At 46.7% G+C, this 15,783-nt stretch carries 13 protein-coding genes; 9 read left to right on the forward strand and 4 right to left on the reverse strand.

Annotated elements, in window-relative coordinates:
- Together J7438_RS09845 and J7438_RS09850 are read left to right on the forward strand one after the other, a co-directional pair.
- The coding region (locus J7438_RS09845) for a hypothetical protein (protein ID WP_209276405.1) at nt 1-188 on the forward strand (188 nt) is incomplete at its 5' end.
- Nucleotides 189-258: 70 nt separating this feature from the next.
- Nucleotides 259-1,041 (forward strand): sulfite exporter TauE/SafE family protein, encoded by a 783-nt coding sequence (locus tag J7438_RS09850; protein WP_209276406.1) that lies wholly within the window; start codon nt 259-261, stop codon nt 1,039-1,041.
- A gap of 53 nt (nt 1,042-1,094) precedes the next feature.
- On the opposite strand, the gene J7438_RS09855 is transcribed toward J7438_RS09850, so the two are convergent.
- Complete coding sequence (locus J7438_RS09855; protein WP_209276407.1) at nt 1,095-1,676, reverse strand: DUF84 family protein; 582 nt, start codon at nt 1,674-1,676, stop codon at nt 1,095-1,097.
- 233 nt (nt 1,677-1,909) lie between these two features.
- On the opposite strand from J7438_RS09855, the gene J7438_RS09860 reads away from it, so the two are divergent.
- Entirely contained in the window at nt 1,910-4,126 is a 2,217-nt protein-coding gene (locus tag J7438_RS09860) for an ankyrin repeat domain-containing protein (RefSeq protein ID WP_209276408.1), read from the forward strand.
- A gap of 262 nt (nt 4,127-4,388) precedes the next feature.
- Nucleotides 4,389-6,941, forward strand: a complete 2,553-nt coding sequence (locus J7438_RS09865) for an inositol phosphate phosphatase SopB (RefSeq protein WP_209276409.1) — start codon at nt 4,389-4,391, stop codon at nt 6,939-6,941.
- A gap of 130 nt (nt 6,942-7,071) precedes the next feature.
- On the opposite strand, the gene J7438_RS09870 is transcribed toward J7438_RS09865, so the two are convergent.
- Nucleotides 7,072-7,218, reverse strand: a complete 147-nt coding sequence (locus J7438_RS09870; RefSeq protein ID WP_209276410.1) for a hypothetical protein — start codon at nt 7,216-7,218, stop codon at nt 7,072-7,074.
- Between the two features lie 133 nt (nt 7,219-7,351).
- Between J7438_RS09870 and lgt the strand changes: the two genes are divergently transcribed.
- Together lgt and J7438_RS09880 are read left to right on the forward strand one after the other, a co-directional pair.
- Nucleotides 7,352-8,257 (forward strand): prolipoprotein diacylglyceryl transferase, encoded by a 906-nt coding sequence (lgt, locus tag J7438_RS09875; protein ID WP_209276411.1) that lies wholly within the window; start codon nt 7,352-7,354, stop codon nt 8,255-8,257.
- On the forward strand, nt 8,254-9,087 hold the full coding sequence (locus J7438_RS09880; protein WP_209276412.1) for a thymidylate synthase: 834 nt from the start codon (nt 8,254-8,256) through the stop codon (nt 9,085-9,087). The genes lgt and J7438_RS09880 overlap by 4 nt, the downstream gene beginning before the upstream one ends.
- A 65-nt stretch (nt 9,088-9,152) precedes the next feature.
- On the opposite strand, the gene J7438_RS09885 is transcribed toward J7438_RS09880, so the two are convergent.
- Nucleotides 9,153-10,559 carry a protein-tyrosine phosphatase family protein gene (locus tag J7438_RS09885; protein ID WP_209276413.1) on the reverse strand — a complete coding sequence of 469 codons (1,407 nt, stop codon included), beginning with the start codon at nt 10,557-10,559 and terminating at the stop codon, nt 9,153-9,155.
- Between the two features lie 92 nt (nt 10,560-10,651).
- On the opposite strand from J7438_RS09885, the gene J7438_RS09890 reads away from it, so the two are divergent.
- From J7438_RS09890 to J7438_RS09900, 3 genes are all read left to right on the forward strand, one after another.
- A complete protein-coding gene (locus J7438_RS09890; RefSeq protein ID WP_209276414.1) occupies nt 10,652-11,857 on the forward strand; it encodes a hypothetical protein in 1,206 nt (401 codons plus the stop codon).
- Between the two features lie 295 nt (nt 11,858-12,152).
- Entirely contained in the window at nt 12,153-13,298 is a 1,146-nt protein-coding gene (locus tag J7438_RS09895; protein WP_209276415.1) for a hypothetical protein, read from the forward strand.
- Between the two features lie 237 nt (nt 13,299-13,535).
- Nucleotides 13,536-14,630, forward strand: coding sequence for a hypothetical protein (locus J7438_RS09900; protein WP_209276416.1), 1,095 nt, complete (start codon nt 13,536-13,538; stop codon nt 14,628-14,630).
- An 8-nt stretch (nt 14,631-14,638) separates the two neighbouring features.
- On the opposite strand, the gene J7438_RS09905 is transcribed toward J7438_RS09900, so the two are convergent.
- Nucleotides 14,639-15,694 carry a succinylglutamate desuccinylase/aspartoacylase family protein gene (locus J7438_RS09905; RefSeq protein WP_209276417.1) on the reverse strand — a complete coding sequence of 352 codons (1,056 nt, stop codon included), beginning with the start codon at nt 15,692-15,694 and terminating at the stop codon, nt 14,639-14,641.
- Between the last annotated feature and the right edge of the window lie 89 nt (nt 15,695-15,783).

The following is a 15,783-nucleotide window of genomic DNA, read 5'->3' on the forward strand; positions in this document are numbered from 1 at the left end:
GCTTTAAGGCACCCTGCGATTTGAACCACAAAGCACACAAAGAGCACAAAGGAAAAGAAAAGCTCTTCTTAGTGCTCTTTGTGTGCTTTGTGGTTCCAATTCAAATCTCTCAACCTGTATCAATCCCTATGTTTGCGGGGCTTTTAAGCTTAAGTCAGTGCCATTGCAGTTTAACCGGCGTTCCCTGAAAATAGACTCACCTGATAATGTTTTATCGTCGTATAATTGCCAGTCTGATTTTTTTTGTAAGGGATAACAATGCTCTTTCTCCTCTACCTTGTCCTGGGGGCTTGTGCCGGAGTAATGGCTGGTTTGTTTGGTATTGGTGGGGGGCTGATTATTGTTCCTGTACTGATCTTCAGCTTCACCGTCCAGGGTATGTCCCCTGAGGTTTTGACCCACATGGCGGTAGGCACATCCCTGGCTACCATGGTGGTCACATCGCTAAGCTCCATCAAAGCGCACCAGGATGCTGGAGCTGTTCAATGGGCGATATTTGTCACGTTAAGTGTCGGTATTCTTGCCGGTGCTTTTCTTGGGGTTTATACCGCCGTGAATTTGAGTGGGCACCTGTTGCAGAAGCTTCTTGGCGTATTTGCGATTCTGGTGTCAGCAAAAATGTGGTTCGGGTTTAAGGTTTATGAAGGTGTCAGAGTGCCGGGGAAATCAATGCTGGTGAGTGCGGGTGTTGTCATTGGGGCTGTCTCCAGTATGTTTGGCATTGGTGGTGGGACTCTGTCTGTGCCACTTTTGCGCAGAATCAGCCTGACAATGAAGCAGGCAGTGGGTACTTCGGCGGCCTGCGGCTTCCCTATTGCCGTGATGGGGGCTTTATCAAACATGGTGCTCGGTGAAAAGAGTTCAGGCCTGCCTGCTCTGGCTACCGGGTATGTTTATTGGCCTGCTTTCCTTGGAGTTGTCTTGACCAGTGTTCTATTTGCACGGATTGGTGCCCGTATTGCTCATGGACTTGCAGCAGATAAGTTACAGAAGCTGTTTGCCCTGTTTCTGTTTATTGTTGGAATGCAGTTTTTGGCTTAGCACCGGCTGATCCGTTCATTATCCAGTTGTAATGCTGAATCTGGCGTAGCATTTCACACTTGATTTATCAGTTTATCCCGCTCTAAGGTGCTCGCCATTTCAACCAATGTTTCTTCCAGATATTCCTGACGGGGTTTAAAAGGTGGCAAACTTGAGTGGGGGTCATCATGCTGAACCGTACTGTCTACTTCGGCCATAACCTGGCCTACCGTTATATTTTCAAATCCCCTTTGCCTGGCGATAGCGACACACTCGGCAGGCAATAGTACCGGCGATGTTTTCCCGATGTACTGTATGCCATCGGATGTCTCGACAATAACGACGGCTTTATCTAACCATACTTCCTGACCGTTTACCTGCTCATGGAAAATACCATTTTCGATAGCCACCAACAAAAAATCAGCGTTATGACCTGTTGACTGGTACTTTGCTTTCGCGTCTTTTATTCTGTTGCCAGCTCCCGTAAGGGTTTCGTTTTCAACGGGCTGGCTGTTAATCCCGGAATGTGCTTTGGTCGCAATCACATTAACCTTGTAGCAAGCAAATGCATTCTCTACGGCACTAATTTTCATTGTTGACTCAGAGCCCACAACAATATCAATTGCAGGTTTGCTGCCAGGGGCGGAAAGATTCATAGCAATACCTCAGCTTTCTTTTAAAGGATTTTGAAAATTATAGTGAGCTTTTCAGATTGTGCTCATGCTAATTTTCAGTTTGGCAGTTAGCGACTTAACAAGGATCTGACTTCCCACCCTATTTGTCGGGATCGGATTTTAACGGATTGGCCTCAAACTTCTCTTAATTGAACTTTCAGTGGCAGCAGAAGTCCAAAAATTAATTACTCAAAATTTAAGTCCGTTAAACTACTATGAACATCGTAAATCTTGATTTTATTTCAAATTACCTGTTTGACCCCAATGGCAGAAATGGCCTGATACATGCCGGTACTGGAAGATCTGTGGGACCCGATTTTAAAAGTAAACTCATGGAAGTTTATAAACAGGAGGGTCTTTCCCATCACGATAAAAGGCCGCATGACACACCTGTCAATGAAAGAAATATTGAAATTATTCATGTATTACCAGCTCTTGCTAAAGACCGTGAATTTTTTGATAAATTAAACAGGCATGCCGAAAATTTCTGTAGAAATATATTGAGTAATATTGCCGATTCAAAAGAAATACAAGTCGCTCTGGAGGAGCTGGAGGAGCCGGAGAAGCTTGATGCACAAGATGTGCTGGAGGCGATAAAGGCGATAAAGGCAGGAAAGCAGAATTCGAAGGTGATACATTCAAAAGAATCTTTAAGGAGTCTTGAAGGTGTCGGTAACTTCCTGGAATCAATTCTAGAGAAATATGATAACGATGATCTAATAACTGATAATGAAAAAAAAATATTCAGGTTTCTGTTAGTCAGCATGTTAAAGATTGATCCAAATACAGACGATTCAAATATGGCGCATATTATTGGAGTGTTGACAAGATATTTTCATCCTGATAAATCTCGTAAGGATAGCGATCTATATTCCTACATTTTAAATAAAGGATTTCATCTTGCCAAGGTGGTCGGAAATGGTATCAGGCAGGAATTATATGATGACCCGTTGTTACTATCGATTGCCAACTTAAAAAAACTTCGCTATACAGGTGAGTTCGGAGCTGAAGATAAAATAATAAAAGAGATGCTGGCACTCAAGGCTAGTGGCCTGAAAGATAAGTACAAAGAAAAATTATTAAGGTTGATCATCAAATTCAACGAATCAGACCTGCTGGAAATAATGATAAATCGATTAGGGATTAATAATTTAAAAATCAACAATGAAATACCACTTATTTATGTCATTCAGAATGGTTGCAACGAGCTTGTTATCAAGAAATTAATAGAAAATGGAGATGTCAATGCCCTCGGTCTCGAAGGAAAAACACCGCTCCAAATAGCCATTGACTGTTACAAGAATTGGAAGGACAAGAATCCCTTAGAATTTGATAACCCCTTCGAAGAGATAATTCAATGGATTTTGGATTATCATAAACTCTGCGTTGATGCCAGGGACTCTAAAGGTCTTACCGCATTATGCCATATTGCCTTGTGGCCAAAGCTTACTTTATCAACTATTCAGTTAATGAATAAACTAATTACCCAGGGTGCTAATATTGATCAGCCCATTGAGAACGGTGTAACAGTACGTAGCTTTTTACAGCAGAGGTTAAAGAAGAAGTATTTTTCTGATATAGAGACATTGGCAGATAATCCGGAAGATACCAGAATTGACCTGTTGTCGTTAATACAATCGATTGGCAGCCTAAGTAAACATCACTCCAATTGGGGTTCAGGTCTTGAAAAATTAATAGAAAAGATGCAGGCACTCAAGGCTAGTGATCTTAAAGGTAACGACAAAGAAAAATTATTAATGTCGATTATCCAAGCTGACCAATCAAAACTGCTGGACATAATGATATATCGGCTAGGCATTGATAATTTAAAAGTCAACAATGAAACGCCACTTATTTATGCTATTCACAATGGTGGTGAGTATGTTATCAAGAAGTTAATAAAAAAAGAAGATGTCAATGCTCTCGGCCTCGAAGGAAAAACACCTCTGCAAATAGCCATTAGCGGTTACAAGAAATGGAAAAAAGAGCATCCCCGTACTCGTAATCCCTACGAAATGACAATTCGACGTTTATTAAATTGTCATAAACTTTGCGTTGATGCCAAGGACTCCAATAGTGGTTTTACCGCATTATGCCATATTGCCATGCAGCTAGATTTTGATTCAACAAGCCTTCAGTTTATAATTCAACTAATCAATCTGGGTGCTAATATTGATCACCCCTTTGTACCCGGTTTAACAGTGCGTGGCTTTTTAAAGAAGAGGCTTAGCGATGAGCAATTTTCGGATATAGAGATGTTGGCAGATAATCTGGAAGGTATCAGAACTGGAGTTGAATCCCACGGAGATGAAATTGACAGATATTTGCCCGATGCTGTTTCAGCAACCGATAATGTTTCAGCAATCGATGCAGTTCCAACAAACAGTAGAACTACAATGGAGTCATCAAATAGCCCGTTAACTAACACCTGAACTGCCAAATCCACACAACCGAAACGACAAAAAAAGGAGCTTATACCAATACTATAACCAGCACATTTTTTTAAAATTTTGACTGAGCGAAAACTCCAAACACTTGAAAACTTAACTGCTCTTTTTTGGCAGCCAGCGGATCAGGCTTGTAAAGCTGGAAGGAAACAGGGTTCAGCTGGTGTTAAAAATGGCGATATACCAGACATTCAGTATTGAGATTGAATTTTTGAACTTTGCGGTTTTTAGCTAAAAAGGATTACCCATGGCCCCCCCCATTGAACCCAACAAGCCTGGCTTCAGTAGCTTGACCCATGATTTTCTTCCACCTGAAAATAAAATAGCTAAAAAAAAATACCAAAAAGATGTATCACCTGTCAGTCTGAAAGAGCCCGGCATACAGGCAGATGATGGGACGCAGGGAGCAAAAGCGATCACAAGCTTTGAAACAATAAAGCCAGTTAGTACAAGCCCCCTTATGGATGAAAAAAACTGTCCAGTACCAGAGCAGGAATTGGAAGAGCTGCTCTCAACGGATGGAGAGCTTGCGAAAATTCATCGGGAAAATTCAGAAAATCACTATATCAGTGAGTCTGATAGAGCACTGAAATCATTAATGGAGTCCATAAACAATGGTGATCTGAATAATGATCTCTCCAACAAAAGAGCTCTATGTAGTTATAAAAATTTAGTCTTAAATCTTAATTTGCCTAAAGATTTAACAATCACCCTGACAATGCCATCAGGTGATACATTCTGTTTAATTCCTGTCAACAGCCGACTAATGGTTATAGATAACCTGCAACCACTGATTAGCACAGCGATCCAGCTTACTGAAGACATAAAAGATTCAAGAACCAGCCAGCAAAGAGCGCTACCCCCACCCTCCAGAAAAAAAGAAATTCTGGAAAACATCAATCAGCTACTCCCCAGGATCAATAACCCTGAACCGTTTATATCGAGACTTAACGAAATAAAAAGACCACCAATATGCATCACAACCGATAGCTGCAAACCATCTCCTGCTGATGTGCAAAGCCGATCCACACCGGAGGCAGAGCTTGCCATCACAACCATAAATACCCCGGAACAAATAGAAAAGCTGGCTGACCAGTTAACGGTACACCGGGAAAAAGTGCAATCGTTCATCCACTGGACGCAACGCTCATTGTTGGAAAATGGTCCGGATATGAGCTGGATAGCGCCACACTGGCCCAACATTGAGGGCGGCCCACTGCAACAGGCAAGGCAGCTGGTTGGCAGTGGCAGCGAACATCTCAGCGCAAGACTGATAGCAATGACTGGCGCTATTGAAGATGATATAGCGGGCTTGAAGAGATATATACGGGATGCCGCCAAATACGATTTCAGAGGTGGCGAGCAATATCTTAGACAGGTGGATATCTATGCCGAAGTGGTCAGGCGGTTATCCAACACGCAGTCTGCAAAGAAAAAGGCTGACGGGGAAATCGCTGCAATTATCGATAGTAAAAGGGCAATCGCACAGACCAGTACCGGCAAGATGGCTCAGTGCGTTCCTGACGCCATTCAAGAACTTGCCGGACTGCACAAGCAGCTAAAGAAACGATTCAATGCCGATCTATTTGAACAGGAACTTATAAAGGTTCTGGCAGAGGATAGCAAGTCGTTCAGCAGTCGACTTCATATTTATCAGCATGATCGATGGCACCAGGTCACTCTTGAATACACTCCGGCAGCGTCCATGCGTCTCCACGATGACCGTGCTGACACTGCTGATGCTGAAAACAGAGACCCTTTCGCAAATGGCTATCATGACAAATTGGCTCTTTCAATGGAGCGGAACTCACCTCATGCAATAAATATGCTGGCCTACACCATGCAAGTTGACGGTCAGGAGACAGCCAGGCATATCCGGGTCGGCTGCCCTTATGCCTACAAGGAAAAAGGAGAGAATGTAGATCGCATAACCGACCAGCGCCTCGATGAAATCTTTACCGCTCTTCTGCTTCACAACCACAAACCGGCGTTACAAAATGCCATGGAAAATCCCGATCACCAACCCATTCAGCTGGATTGCCTGTACCTGAATTTGCTGAGCCCGGATCATATCCGTGATAGCCGTATTGCCAGGGCCGCAGGCCTTGAAAATGAAAAAGAATGGACTGAAAAGCTGCACGAAAAGTTAATGGAAATGTCCAATAAAGAGCGCACGCTAACCATTCATTATGCTGATGGCAGGTCCGTTGCCGTGAAAATCAGGCCACGGCCCATCATGCTGGTTGCACCCTGCAATAAACTGGCCCTGGCAGACAGGCAAAAATCATTGTCTGGCAAAATACTGATGGCTAATGCCAACACCTGGAAAACGGTGATGGAGGTCAATGGCGCTGCACTTCAACAATTAGTCGGTTCAAACCATCAGTACGGCGGCTTACTGGGAAAAAAGCTGCCAGCACTATCCGCCAGCAACCAGTACAGGGCAAAGGAGCTGGCTGATGATTTATGGGCGCTGTACAACACACCTGGCGGCCTGCAACAGGTTGCCGAACAATCAGGCCCCTTTTATTTCTCCGGAAAATTAAGAGAGCTATCCGCCATTATGGGAATGGACCTTTTCACCGGTTGCAAAAGCAATAAAGATCGAACCGGGCTCTCTGAAGCCGTTGAACAGTCGATGTCGACCTGTGGTACTACCGGTCTTACGGAGCAGTTTATGGTCTACGGTGGCCATATAATGATTCAGATGAAAAATACCGGCCTGCCTGGCTATAAACTGGATGGCACCCAGGCCAAACAGCTGGACGACAGTATATTTTCAAAATTAACCCGCCATTAAGACAGGTTTATGGGCGAAGACATCAACGACTTTTCTTTTGCCGTGAAAGAAAAATTGCCACGGAGACACAGAGGCACGGAGACAAGATAAAGTTTTACCTCTGTGTCTCCGTGCCTCCGTGGCAAATCTTTCATACCAGAGGGTGACGAACAATCGTCATGAGTATTTGATAGCCAAACACACTGTAGGTGCCTGTGCCGGTCTGAACCGCTTTGAAATTGCCATGATCTTTTGACACCGGAAGTCCAGATAGTCTTTTATCGTTATTTCGATCCATGTTTATTTATTCCGGCCTTCTCCAGCAGGGAAGTATCATCGCTATCTGGCGTTAATCTATCCTGTTTCCGGCTGGCTCAGAAGCCAGTTACCTTGGTACACTTGAATTGTATTTTACTGATCGGAACTGGTTTGTGATTGCGTATCCTGAGATAGATCCCGTGGCGTTCAGCCTTGGCCCCTTGCGTGTGCACTGGTATGGCCTGATGTACCTTGCAGGCTTCGCACTGGCACTCTGGCTGGGTGGTCTTCGTGCCCGGAGATCCGGTGGCCTGTGGCGTCCGGAACAGGTCAGTGACCTGGTTTTCTATGGGGCTGTCGGGGTTATCCTGGGCGGACGATTCGGGTATGTCATCTTCTATCACTTTGACTATTTTGTCAGAGACCCGCTCTGGCTGTTCAAAGTGTGGGATGGCGGCATGTCCTTTCACGGTGGCCTGCTTGGGGTGCTTGTGGCCATGTGGCTCTATGGTCGTTCTCAGGGTAAACGCTTTTTTCAGGTGACGGACTTTATTGCCCCTCTGGTACCTTTGGGGCTGGGCCTTGGCCGAATAGGAAACTTTATTGGCGGCGAGCTTTGGGGCAGAGCCTCCGATGTGCCCTGGGCCATGGTGTTTCCCACCGATCCCGGTCAAATGGCAAGACACCCTTCCCAGCTTTATCAGTTCTTCCTGGAAGGGCTCGTGCTGTTTGGCATACTGTGGTGGTTTTCAGCAAAGCCCAGGCCAAGAATGGCCATTTCCGGACTGTTCCTGCTGATCTATGGGCTGGCAAGGTTTGCCGTTGAGTTTGTCCGGGAGCCGGATGCCCAGCTTGGTTTTATCGCCTTCGACTGGCTGACCATGGGGCAGCTGTTGTCTTTGCCGATGGTCGTTATGGGTATAGTGTTTATGGTTTGGGGTTATCGTCACCATGCACTGGTAAATGGCATGAATAGTGATGACGCCACCTGGCTGGCAAAGACCAGGGTGAATAACAGCCCGAAGCAAAGAAACTGCCCAGAGCTTAAGCAAAAACATAGTGGATCGAAAAAACGATGAAAGAATATCTGGACCTCCTGCGCCATGTAAAAGACCATGGCACGTTCAAGGCGGATCGGACCGGCACGGGTACCTACAGTGTGTTTGGCTATCAGATGCGGTTTGATCTTTCCCGGGGCTTTCCACTGGTGACCACCAAAAAGTGTCACCTGAATTCAATCATTCATGAATTATTGTGGTTCCTCAAAGGGGATACCAATATCGGCTACCTGCAGGAAAACGGTGTCCGGATCTGGAATGAGTGGGCAACCGACGACGGTGATCTCGGCCCGGTTTATGGCAAACAGTGGCGCAGCTGGGAGGGGGCCAATGGTGAAGTGGTCGACCAGATTCAGTGGCTATTGAATGAGATCAAAACCAACCCGGATTCAAGACGCATGGTGATCAGCGCCTGGAATCCATCGGTACTTCCGGATGTCACCTACTCGCCAAAAGACAATGCCGCTATGGGGCGTCAGGCGTTACCACCGTGCCACTGCCTCTTTCAGTTTTATGTTTTGGATGGCAAGTTGTCCTGCCAGTTGTATCAACGCAGCGCTGACATCTTTCTGGGAGTGCCTTTTAATATTGCTTCCTATGCGCTGTTGACGATGATGATTGCCCAGGTCTGTGACCTGGAGCCCGGTGATTTTGTTCATACCTTTGGTGATGCTCACCTGTACGCGAATCATCTTGAACAGGCAGAAGAGCAGTTAAGCCGCACACCTTACCAGCGACCTCAGATGAAGTTAAATCCGGCCATTCGTGATCTGTTTGAGTTTTCCATTGATGACTTTGAGCTGGTGAATTATCAAGCACATCCCCATATTAAAGCGGCTGTGTCCGTTTAACCGCGAGCCTCCTGGTGGTTTATCCGTGGGGCAACCTGCGGATTGACTCGTCAGGCGTGAACCTTTCAGGGGGGAGGATTGCATAACCCTGCCTCAAACATAGCCTGTAGTATGGCGTTTCGGTTCTCTTGAAATGTGACCAGGTTCTGGTATTGGAGGGAGTTTTGCACAAACTTCAATGATCTGCGCTGTCTGGCGGCAAGAATCTTACTGTCTATATCCAGTGGGCCCCCTTGTGGATTTTGCCCGTAGTGGCGAATGATATCGCTGGCAACAATAAATGTACCGGTCCGGCCTACCCCTGCGTGACAGTTAACCACCATCGGATTATTTGCCCGCTCCAGCACTGCCGGGTGTTTTCTCAAGGTTTCGGCAATCATCGTGATGGCTGCCAGCCTCACCGGATTGTTGGCTGTTCCATCAACCCACCCCATTTCATTGATGCGAAAGTGCGGTTTGCCATTAATTTCCAGCTGGTCAATCCTCAGCTTCATATCTGGCAGATCAATTGAACCGACCAGGCTTACTGATACGGAAGGCAATGTCTCCGTTCCTGTTGTTGTGGTGATTTCCAGTGCAGGAATGGTTTTCGGCTGATCAATGTCGGTTGGTCCAATGCGGGTGTTATCAGGCCTCTTGAGTTCATTCTCAGTGACCAGGGCAACGGAGATGGCCGTATCGTTCACTGCCAGCAGCTGCAGGAAACGGTTATGGGTTCTGTTGACGGCCCCCTGTGCCGCAATGAAACGACCGTAATGCATGTCGATGTAGTTGGCATGGTATGCCTGGCCAGGCATGGCGCAGTAGGCCTCGTGACAGCTTATATTGCTGTGCTTGGAGAGGGCATAATTTCGGAAGTTAGCGGCACTGGCCCTGGCACAGGCCCCACCATTGAGATTTTGCTCAAAGGGAACATCTCTGGATCTTTTGCGCAGCTCCAGGAAACGTTTGGAGACCTCTGCGGAGCAGAACCGGGAGAAATTGGGAAACGTTTGCGTAACCGATCCAAGGGCCTTCAGGATGTCCTGCAGAGTTTCGGTAATGGCAGGCAGTTCTGTGCTGTTCCCGGTGATGACTGTCCGGATGGGCTGGGTAACGAACTGGCGGGTATTACTGGCTGCAAAGCACTGCGAACCCGGAAGAAGTGATTCAGCCTGAGCCGGTGAGCCTGCTGTCGGTGTTGGCGAAAGCTGCGCAATATTACGCTGAGTTAATGACGATGGGTTAAGGGTTTGACAAAGTGCAGTTGCCAGGCAAATAAGCCCAACAGTGGTAAAAACTGCGGTAGGTATAAAAGCACCACCGGACGCGATCGCTGCAGCGATAAAACCCGCGCCGACAAGCATAATTGTACAGGTACGGACTTTTTGCCAGGGCACTCGGGCGATTATTCCGGTGTTATTCCCGGGCTGCGCAGCTGGATTATGGCGATAAACTCCGGTTGTTTCTGCAGTTGTCGAGGCTGTTGGCATCACTCACCCGGTACTGAAAGTCAGGTACTCCCGAAGTCAAAAACGAAACTTTTTCATTATTGTATGGTCATTGAGCTAGCAATCACTTTTAAATGGCGAACGGCCAGAGAAAATTGAGGAGTTTTCTGATGGGACCCATTTCGTGTTTCTCAATGTTCCGTGAAGTCTGGAAAGACAAAGAGGGTCAATATAGTTCTTTGTATCGAGATCGCAAGTCTTCTGAGTTATTCTGGCGTCATGGTACCGGGCATCAGACCTTTACTACTGATCTTTACAGTGACAGCCTCTTACAAGATGTAACAGTTGACCATCCAGGCTGTTGCCTGGTCTCTTTTGATTCAGGAAAGCGAAAAATTGCTCCACTGAACTCTGGCACTCGACTGCTTTTCAGACACCAGCTACCCCATGAATCGTTCCTGGAGCCGGGAAAAATCAAGGAACTGTCCGACAGGGATATTATCGTGCTCCATGGTTTTTCTGAACTTCATTATGCGCAGGCCTTTGAGCACCATCTAAGAGTGCGCTCTTATTATAACGAAGATGGCATTTGCATATTGGATAAATTCCCGAAATGGCCTTCGGCAGACCAAATGGCAAGTTATGGTTATGTATTTGCCGGGATTCAGTCCATCGGGTGCGCAACGTACCTTAATATGGATTCAATCTGGCAACCTGAAGTGTATAGTAGCTATGATATGGAAGATATGAAACAGTGGGATGGTACCCACATGACGGTGGAGGACATATACACAGATTCCCTTGAGGATGCAGCCTCAGAGTCCTGGCGAGATGGATATTTGTGGCGAGGTGGATATTATCGGCGAGATAAATATTGTATTGAAAAACAGGAATATCTTCCTCAACTCAATGATGCCCGCAGGCAACCTGTTCTTAAACAGAACTACAGAAGCTTGCAGCAAAAAGAGAGGCTAATGCCGGTTCCGGCCTGGCGTTCTGTAGTACAAACTGAACACTCTTGCCTGCCCGAACTGCAGTTAATCATGCCTGCCGATTTTGATATTTTGCCCCATTGCAATCCTTCAGGTTTTGGTATTGCTGCCCGAACATGGCCGACAGGCCCGGGTGTTAGTTATGATCCATCCTCTACAGTTCCTGTTTTCCGACCGAAAGGAACATCGCTTCTGCCTCATTTGAGGCAACCCGTCAAATCGCACCCGTCGATATATCCCTTTTCTCAGTTAAGGACTTTGCATGTGGCCAGGTCTGGTGCTGATTCCCATTCTGCCACTCTGAAATTTGCCGGGACAGTGTTAAGGCGCATGATTTTGCGGCGGTGAAGTACCCATCAGCAAAATCGCCGTAAACCGCTCCTCTAATAATTGCACCTTGCACCCGAGGGCATAGTGAGAATTTCCTTTTTTTTGATTTACATCATCCTGTTGGCTGGATGATAACCACTCGTTGGTCATTGGCAACGCATTAACTATTTCAAATTCGCAGGTTGCCTCTGGGGCGGAGAGAGTCCGGGTTCAGTAAGAGGCGAATCAAGGAGGGAACTATTTCATTATCGTATGGTCAGTGAGTTATCTGACACCTTTTAAACATAGAAAGAAACTTGAGGAGATATTTCTAATGAGTCCAATTTCTTCACATTTCTCAATGTTTCATGAATTCTGGGGCGACGACGAAAATGTTGCTCGGGATCGCCAATCTTCCAAGTTATTCTGGCGTCATGGTACCGGACACAAGACTTTTACTACTGATAGTGCCAGTAACCGTCTGATAGAACAGGCAACAGTTGACCATGTTGGTTGTTGCCTGGTCTCTTTTGATTCAGGAAAACGAAAAGTTGCTCCGCTGAACCCTGACACTCGACTGCTTTTCAGACATCAACTACCCGATGAATCGTTCCTGGAGCCGGGAAAAATCAAGGAACTGTCCGACAGGAACATTATTGTGCTCCATGGTTTCTCTGAACTTCATGATGCGCAAGCCTTTGAGCACCATCTGAGAGTGCGCTCTTATTATAACGACGATGGCTCTTGCATACTGGATGAATTCCCGAAATGGCCTTCGGCTGACCAGATGGCAAGTTACGGTTTCGTTTTTTCTGAGATTCAGGTTCACGGTCCCGAGGGCAAAGCGTGCGTGGATATGGATTCAATCTGGCAAAGTAAATTGTGGACTAACTTTGCGATAGACGATATGAAAAGACAGGATGCTGATGACCTGAAAATTGAGGATATATACTCAGATTCCTGTAGGTTTACTCTGAATGTTGATAAACAGCAATACCTTGCTGAACTCAATGCCGCCCGTAGGCAACCGGTTCTGCAACTGAACCACAAAGGCTTGAAGAATAATAACATGCTGACGCCGGTTTCGGCCTTGCGCTCCGTGGTACAAACTGAAGACGCCTCCTTGCCCGAACTGCAGCTGATCATGCCTGCCGATTTTGATATTCTGCCCAGGTCCTATCCTGAAGGTTTTGCCGCCCCAACAGGGCCGGTTGCTGTTTGTGATCCATCCTTTACTATTCCTGTTTTCCGGTCGAAAGAAATATCGCTTGTGCCGCAAGTGAAGCAACCAATCAAATCGTACCCGTTTTCTCCTGTGGAGGATTCGCACCTGGCCGACTCTTCTGCTGATTCCGATTTTGCCACGCTGAAATTTGCTGGAGCAAGTGTTACGGCACCTGATTTTTCGGCGGTAAAGTACACATTAGTAAAATTGCCTTCGGTGTATGTGAACATAGTTGTCACTCCAATGGCACCTTAATACAAAGTGAGACCTTCCTGCTTTTTGATATACATCATTCAGTGCTGGACGATGTCCGCTGTTCATTGCCAATACATTAACAGAACCCAAATTGGCAGGTCGAAGCTGTGGTGGGAAGCGGGCGGCGACATTTTTCCAGTCTGAGAATAATGATGAAGTTATTCTGGGACAAATCCTGAACTGTCTGACACCTTTTAAAGGTGAGCAGTCGGAGAAAGAAAGTTGAGGAGTTTTTTAATGGGACCAATTTCTTCACATTTCTCAATGTTTCATGAAGTTTGGGGTGGTGGCGATGACAAAAATGTTTTTCGGGATCACCAGTCTTCTGATTTATTCTGGCGTCATGGTTCCGGGCATAAGACCTTTACCAGTGATGGTGCCAGCAACAATCTCATAGAACAGGCAACCGTTGACCATGTTGGCTGTTGCCTGGTCTCTTTTGATTCAGGAAAACGAAAAGTTGCTCCGCTGAACTCTGGCACTCGACTGCTTTTCAGACACCAATTACCCCATGAATCATTCCTGAAGCCGGAAAAAATCAAGGAACTGTCCGACCGGGATATTATCGTGCTCCATGGTTTCTCTGAACTCCGGGATGCGCAAGCCTTTGAGCACCATCTAAGAGTGCGCTCTTATTACAACAAAGATGGTATTTGCATACTGGATAAATTTCCGAAATGGCCTTCGGCAGACCAGATGGCAAGTTATGGTTACGTATTTACTGAGGTGAAGTTTCAAGGGGGCAAATGGTGCGTTGATATGAATTCAATCTGGCAAAGTAAATTGTCTATTAACTTTGTGATGGAAATGATGAATAAAGATCATTCCAACCTGACGATGGAGGACATATACGCAGAGTCCTGTTACATCGGGATAGTTTATAAAGAGAAATACCTTGCGGAACTCAATGCCGCACGCTGGCAACCGGTGCTTAAACTGAACCACAATAGCTTGCAGTTAAATGACAGGCTGACGCCGGTTCCGGCCTGGCGCTCAGTGGTACAAACTGAAGATTCCTGCCTGCCTGAACTACAGCTAATCATGCCTGCCAATTTTGATATTCTGCCCAGGTGCAATCCTGCAGGTTTCGGTATTGCCGCCCGAACGTGGCCGACAGGTCCGGCCGTTGGTTATGACCTATCCACTGCTAATCCTGATTGCCAGCTGAAAGCAACATCGCCTTTGCCACAAGTGAGGCAGCCAATAAAACCGCCAGCATATCCCTTTATTCAGACAAGGGCTCTGCACGTGGCCAGGACTGGTGCTGATTCCTATTCTGCCACTCTGAGATATGCCGGGGCTGTGTTGATGCACCTGGTTTTGAGGCGGTAAATGACGGTTTACTCGTGATTTTCAGGTACCGGCAGCTGGGCAACACCCAGGTCAAGCACTTCTTCAATCACTTCCTGGTCATACTCGGTATCTGCCAGAGTACTGCTGACTTTGGCAAGATGAACCAGTGCATCGCCCTCATTGGCCAGTGGCAGCTGGCTAAGGCCAATAACAACGCCATCAAACGGTGCGGTGATGCCTTCACTGTCACTGGCGTCAAACGGATTCACAATGGTCATCATGGTGTCCCCTTCTTTGACCAGGTGACCCTGTTTGATATGAAGTAACACCAATCCATCCCTTGAGCTTCTCAGCCACTGGCTCTGGTTGCACTCCCATGGCTGAATAGCCGGTGTTTTGGCGGGTTTCCCGGGAAGCATATTCAGATGACGCATGACACGCATAACGCCTTTGAAACCCAGCTTGATGGAAGCCTGTTCCAGTCGTAATGCTTCACCGGCTTCATAAACCAGTGCCGGAATGTTGTACTCATTGGCTGCATGGCGGAAAGAGCCATCTCTCAGGGATGAGTGGAGGATTACCGGCGCACCAAAGGCTCTGGCCAGGCCAAGACATTGCTCGTTGGTCAGGTCGGTTCTCAGCTGTGGCAGGTTGGTTCTGTGAATGGCTCCGGTGTGGAGGTCCAGGGCGTAGTCAACGTGTGGAAAAATGCCCGTAGTAATCAGGTTGGCGAGCCTTCCGCCCAGAGACCCTTTGCTGGATCCCGGGAAGCAACGGTTCAGGTCTCTGCGATCAGGCAGGTAACGAATTTGCTGGATGAATCCGAGCTGATTAACCACGGGAATGACAATCAGGGTGCCATGGATTTTCGCCAGATTTTTATAGCCGAGGATTTGTCGGCAGATTTCCACGCCATTGAGTTCATCACCATGAATGGCTGCCGTCACTAACAGGCATGGGCCTTTTTTGCGACCGTGAATAACCTCAATCCGAAGATCAATGGGCGTGTCGGTGTAGAGTCGGACGACCGGGATATTAAGGTGCTGTCGTGTACCTGGCAAAATGGTATGGCCAAATAGCTCTAGGGGTTGTGCTCTTTCCATGGAAGACTCCAGCCCCGGTCATCAGGCCTGAAAGGAAGAGACCGGGATTGAAAAGCATCACTCGGGTGTTTTTTTAATCAGAGTGATGG

It is taken from the genome of Thalassotalea sp. G20_0 (assembly GCF_017744175.1).
GTDB lineage: Bacteria > Pseudomonadota > Gammaproteobacteria > Pseudomonadales > Endozoicomonadaceae > Endozoicomonas.

Coding starts and splice junctions, on each gene's coding strand:
- J7438_RS09850 (WP_209276406.1), top strand. CDS start 259: ATGCTCTTTCTCCTCTACCTTGTCCTGGGGGCTTGTGCCGGAGTAATG.
- J7438_RS09855 (WP_209276407.1), bottom strand. CDS start 1,676: ATGAATCTTTCCGCCCCTGGCAGCAAACCTGCAATTGATATTGTTGTG.
- J7438_RS09860 (WP_209276408.1), top strand. CDS start 1,910: ATGAACATCGTAAATCTTGATTTTATTTCAAATTACCTGTTTGACCCC.
- J7438_RS09865 (WP_209276409.1), top strand. CDS start 4,389: ATGGCCCCCCCCATTGAACCCAACAAGCCTGGCTTCAGTAGCTTGACC.
- J7438_RS09870 (WP_209276410.1), bottom strand. CDS start 7,218: ATGGATCGAAATAACGATAAAAGACTATCTGGACTTCCGGTGTCAAAA.
- J7438_RS09880 (WP_209276412.1), top strand. CDS start 8,254: ATGAAAGAATATCTGGACCTCCTGCGCCATGTAAAAGACCATGGCACG.
- J7438_RS09885 (WP_209276413.1), bottom strand. CDS start 10,559: ATGCCAACAGCCTCGACAACTGCAGAAACAACCGGAGTTTATCGCCAT.
- J7438_RS09890 (WP_209276414.1), top strand. CDS start 10,652: ATGGCGAACGGCCAGAGAAAATTGAGGAGTTTTCTGATGGGACCCATT.
- J7438_RS09895 (WP_209276415.1), top strand. CDS start 12,153: ATGAGTCCAATTTCTTCACATTTCTCAATGTTTCATGAATTCTGGGGC.
- J7438_RS09900 (WP_209276416.1), top strand. CDS start 13,536: ATGGGACCAATTTCTTCACATTTCTCAATGTTTCATGAAGTTTGGGGT.
- J7438_RS09905 (WP_209276417.1), bottom strand. CDS start 15,694: ATGGAAAGAGCACAACCCCTAGAGCTATTTGGCCATACCATTTTGCCA.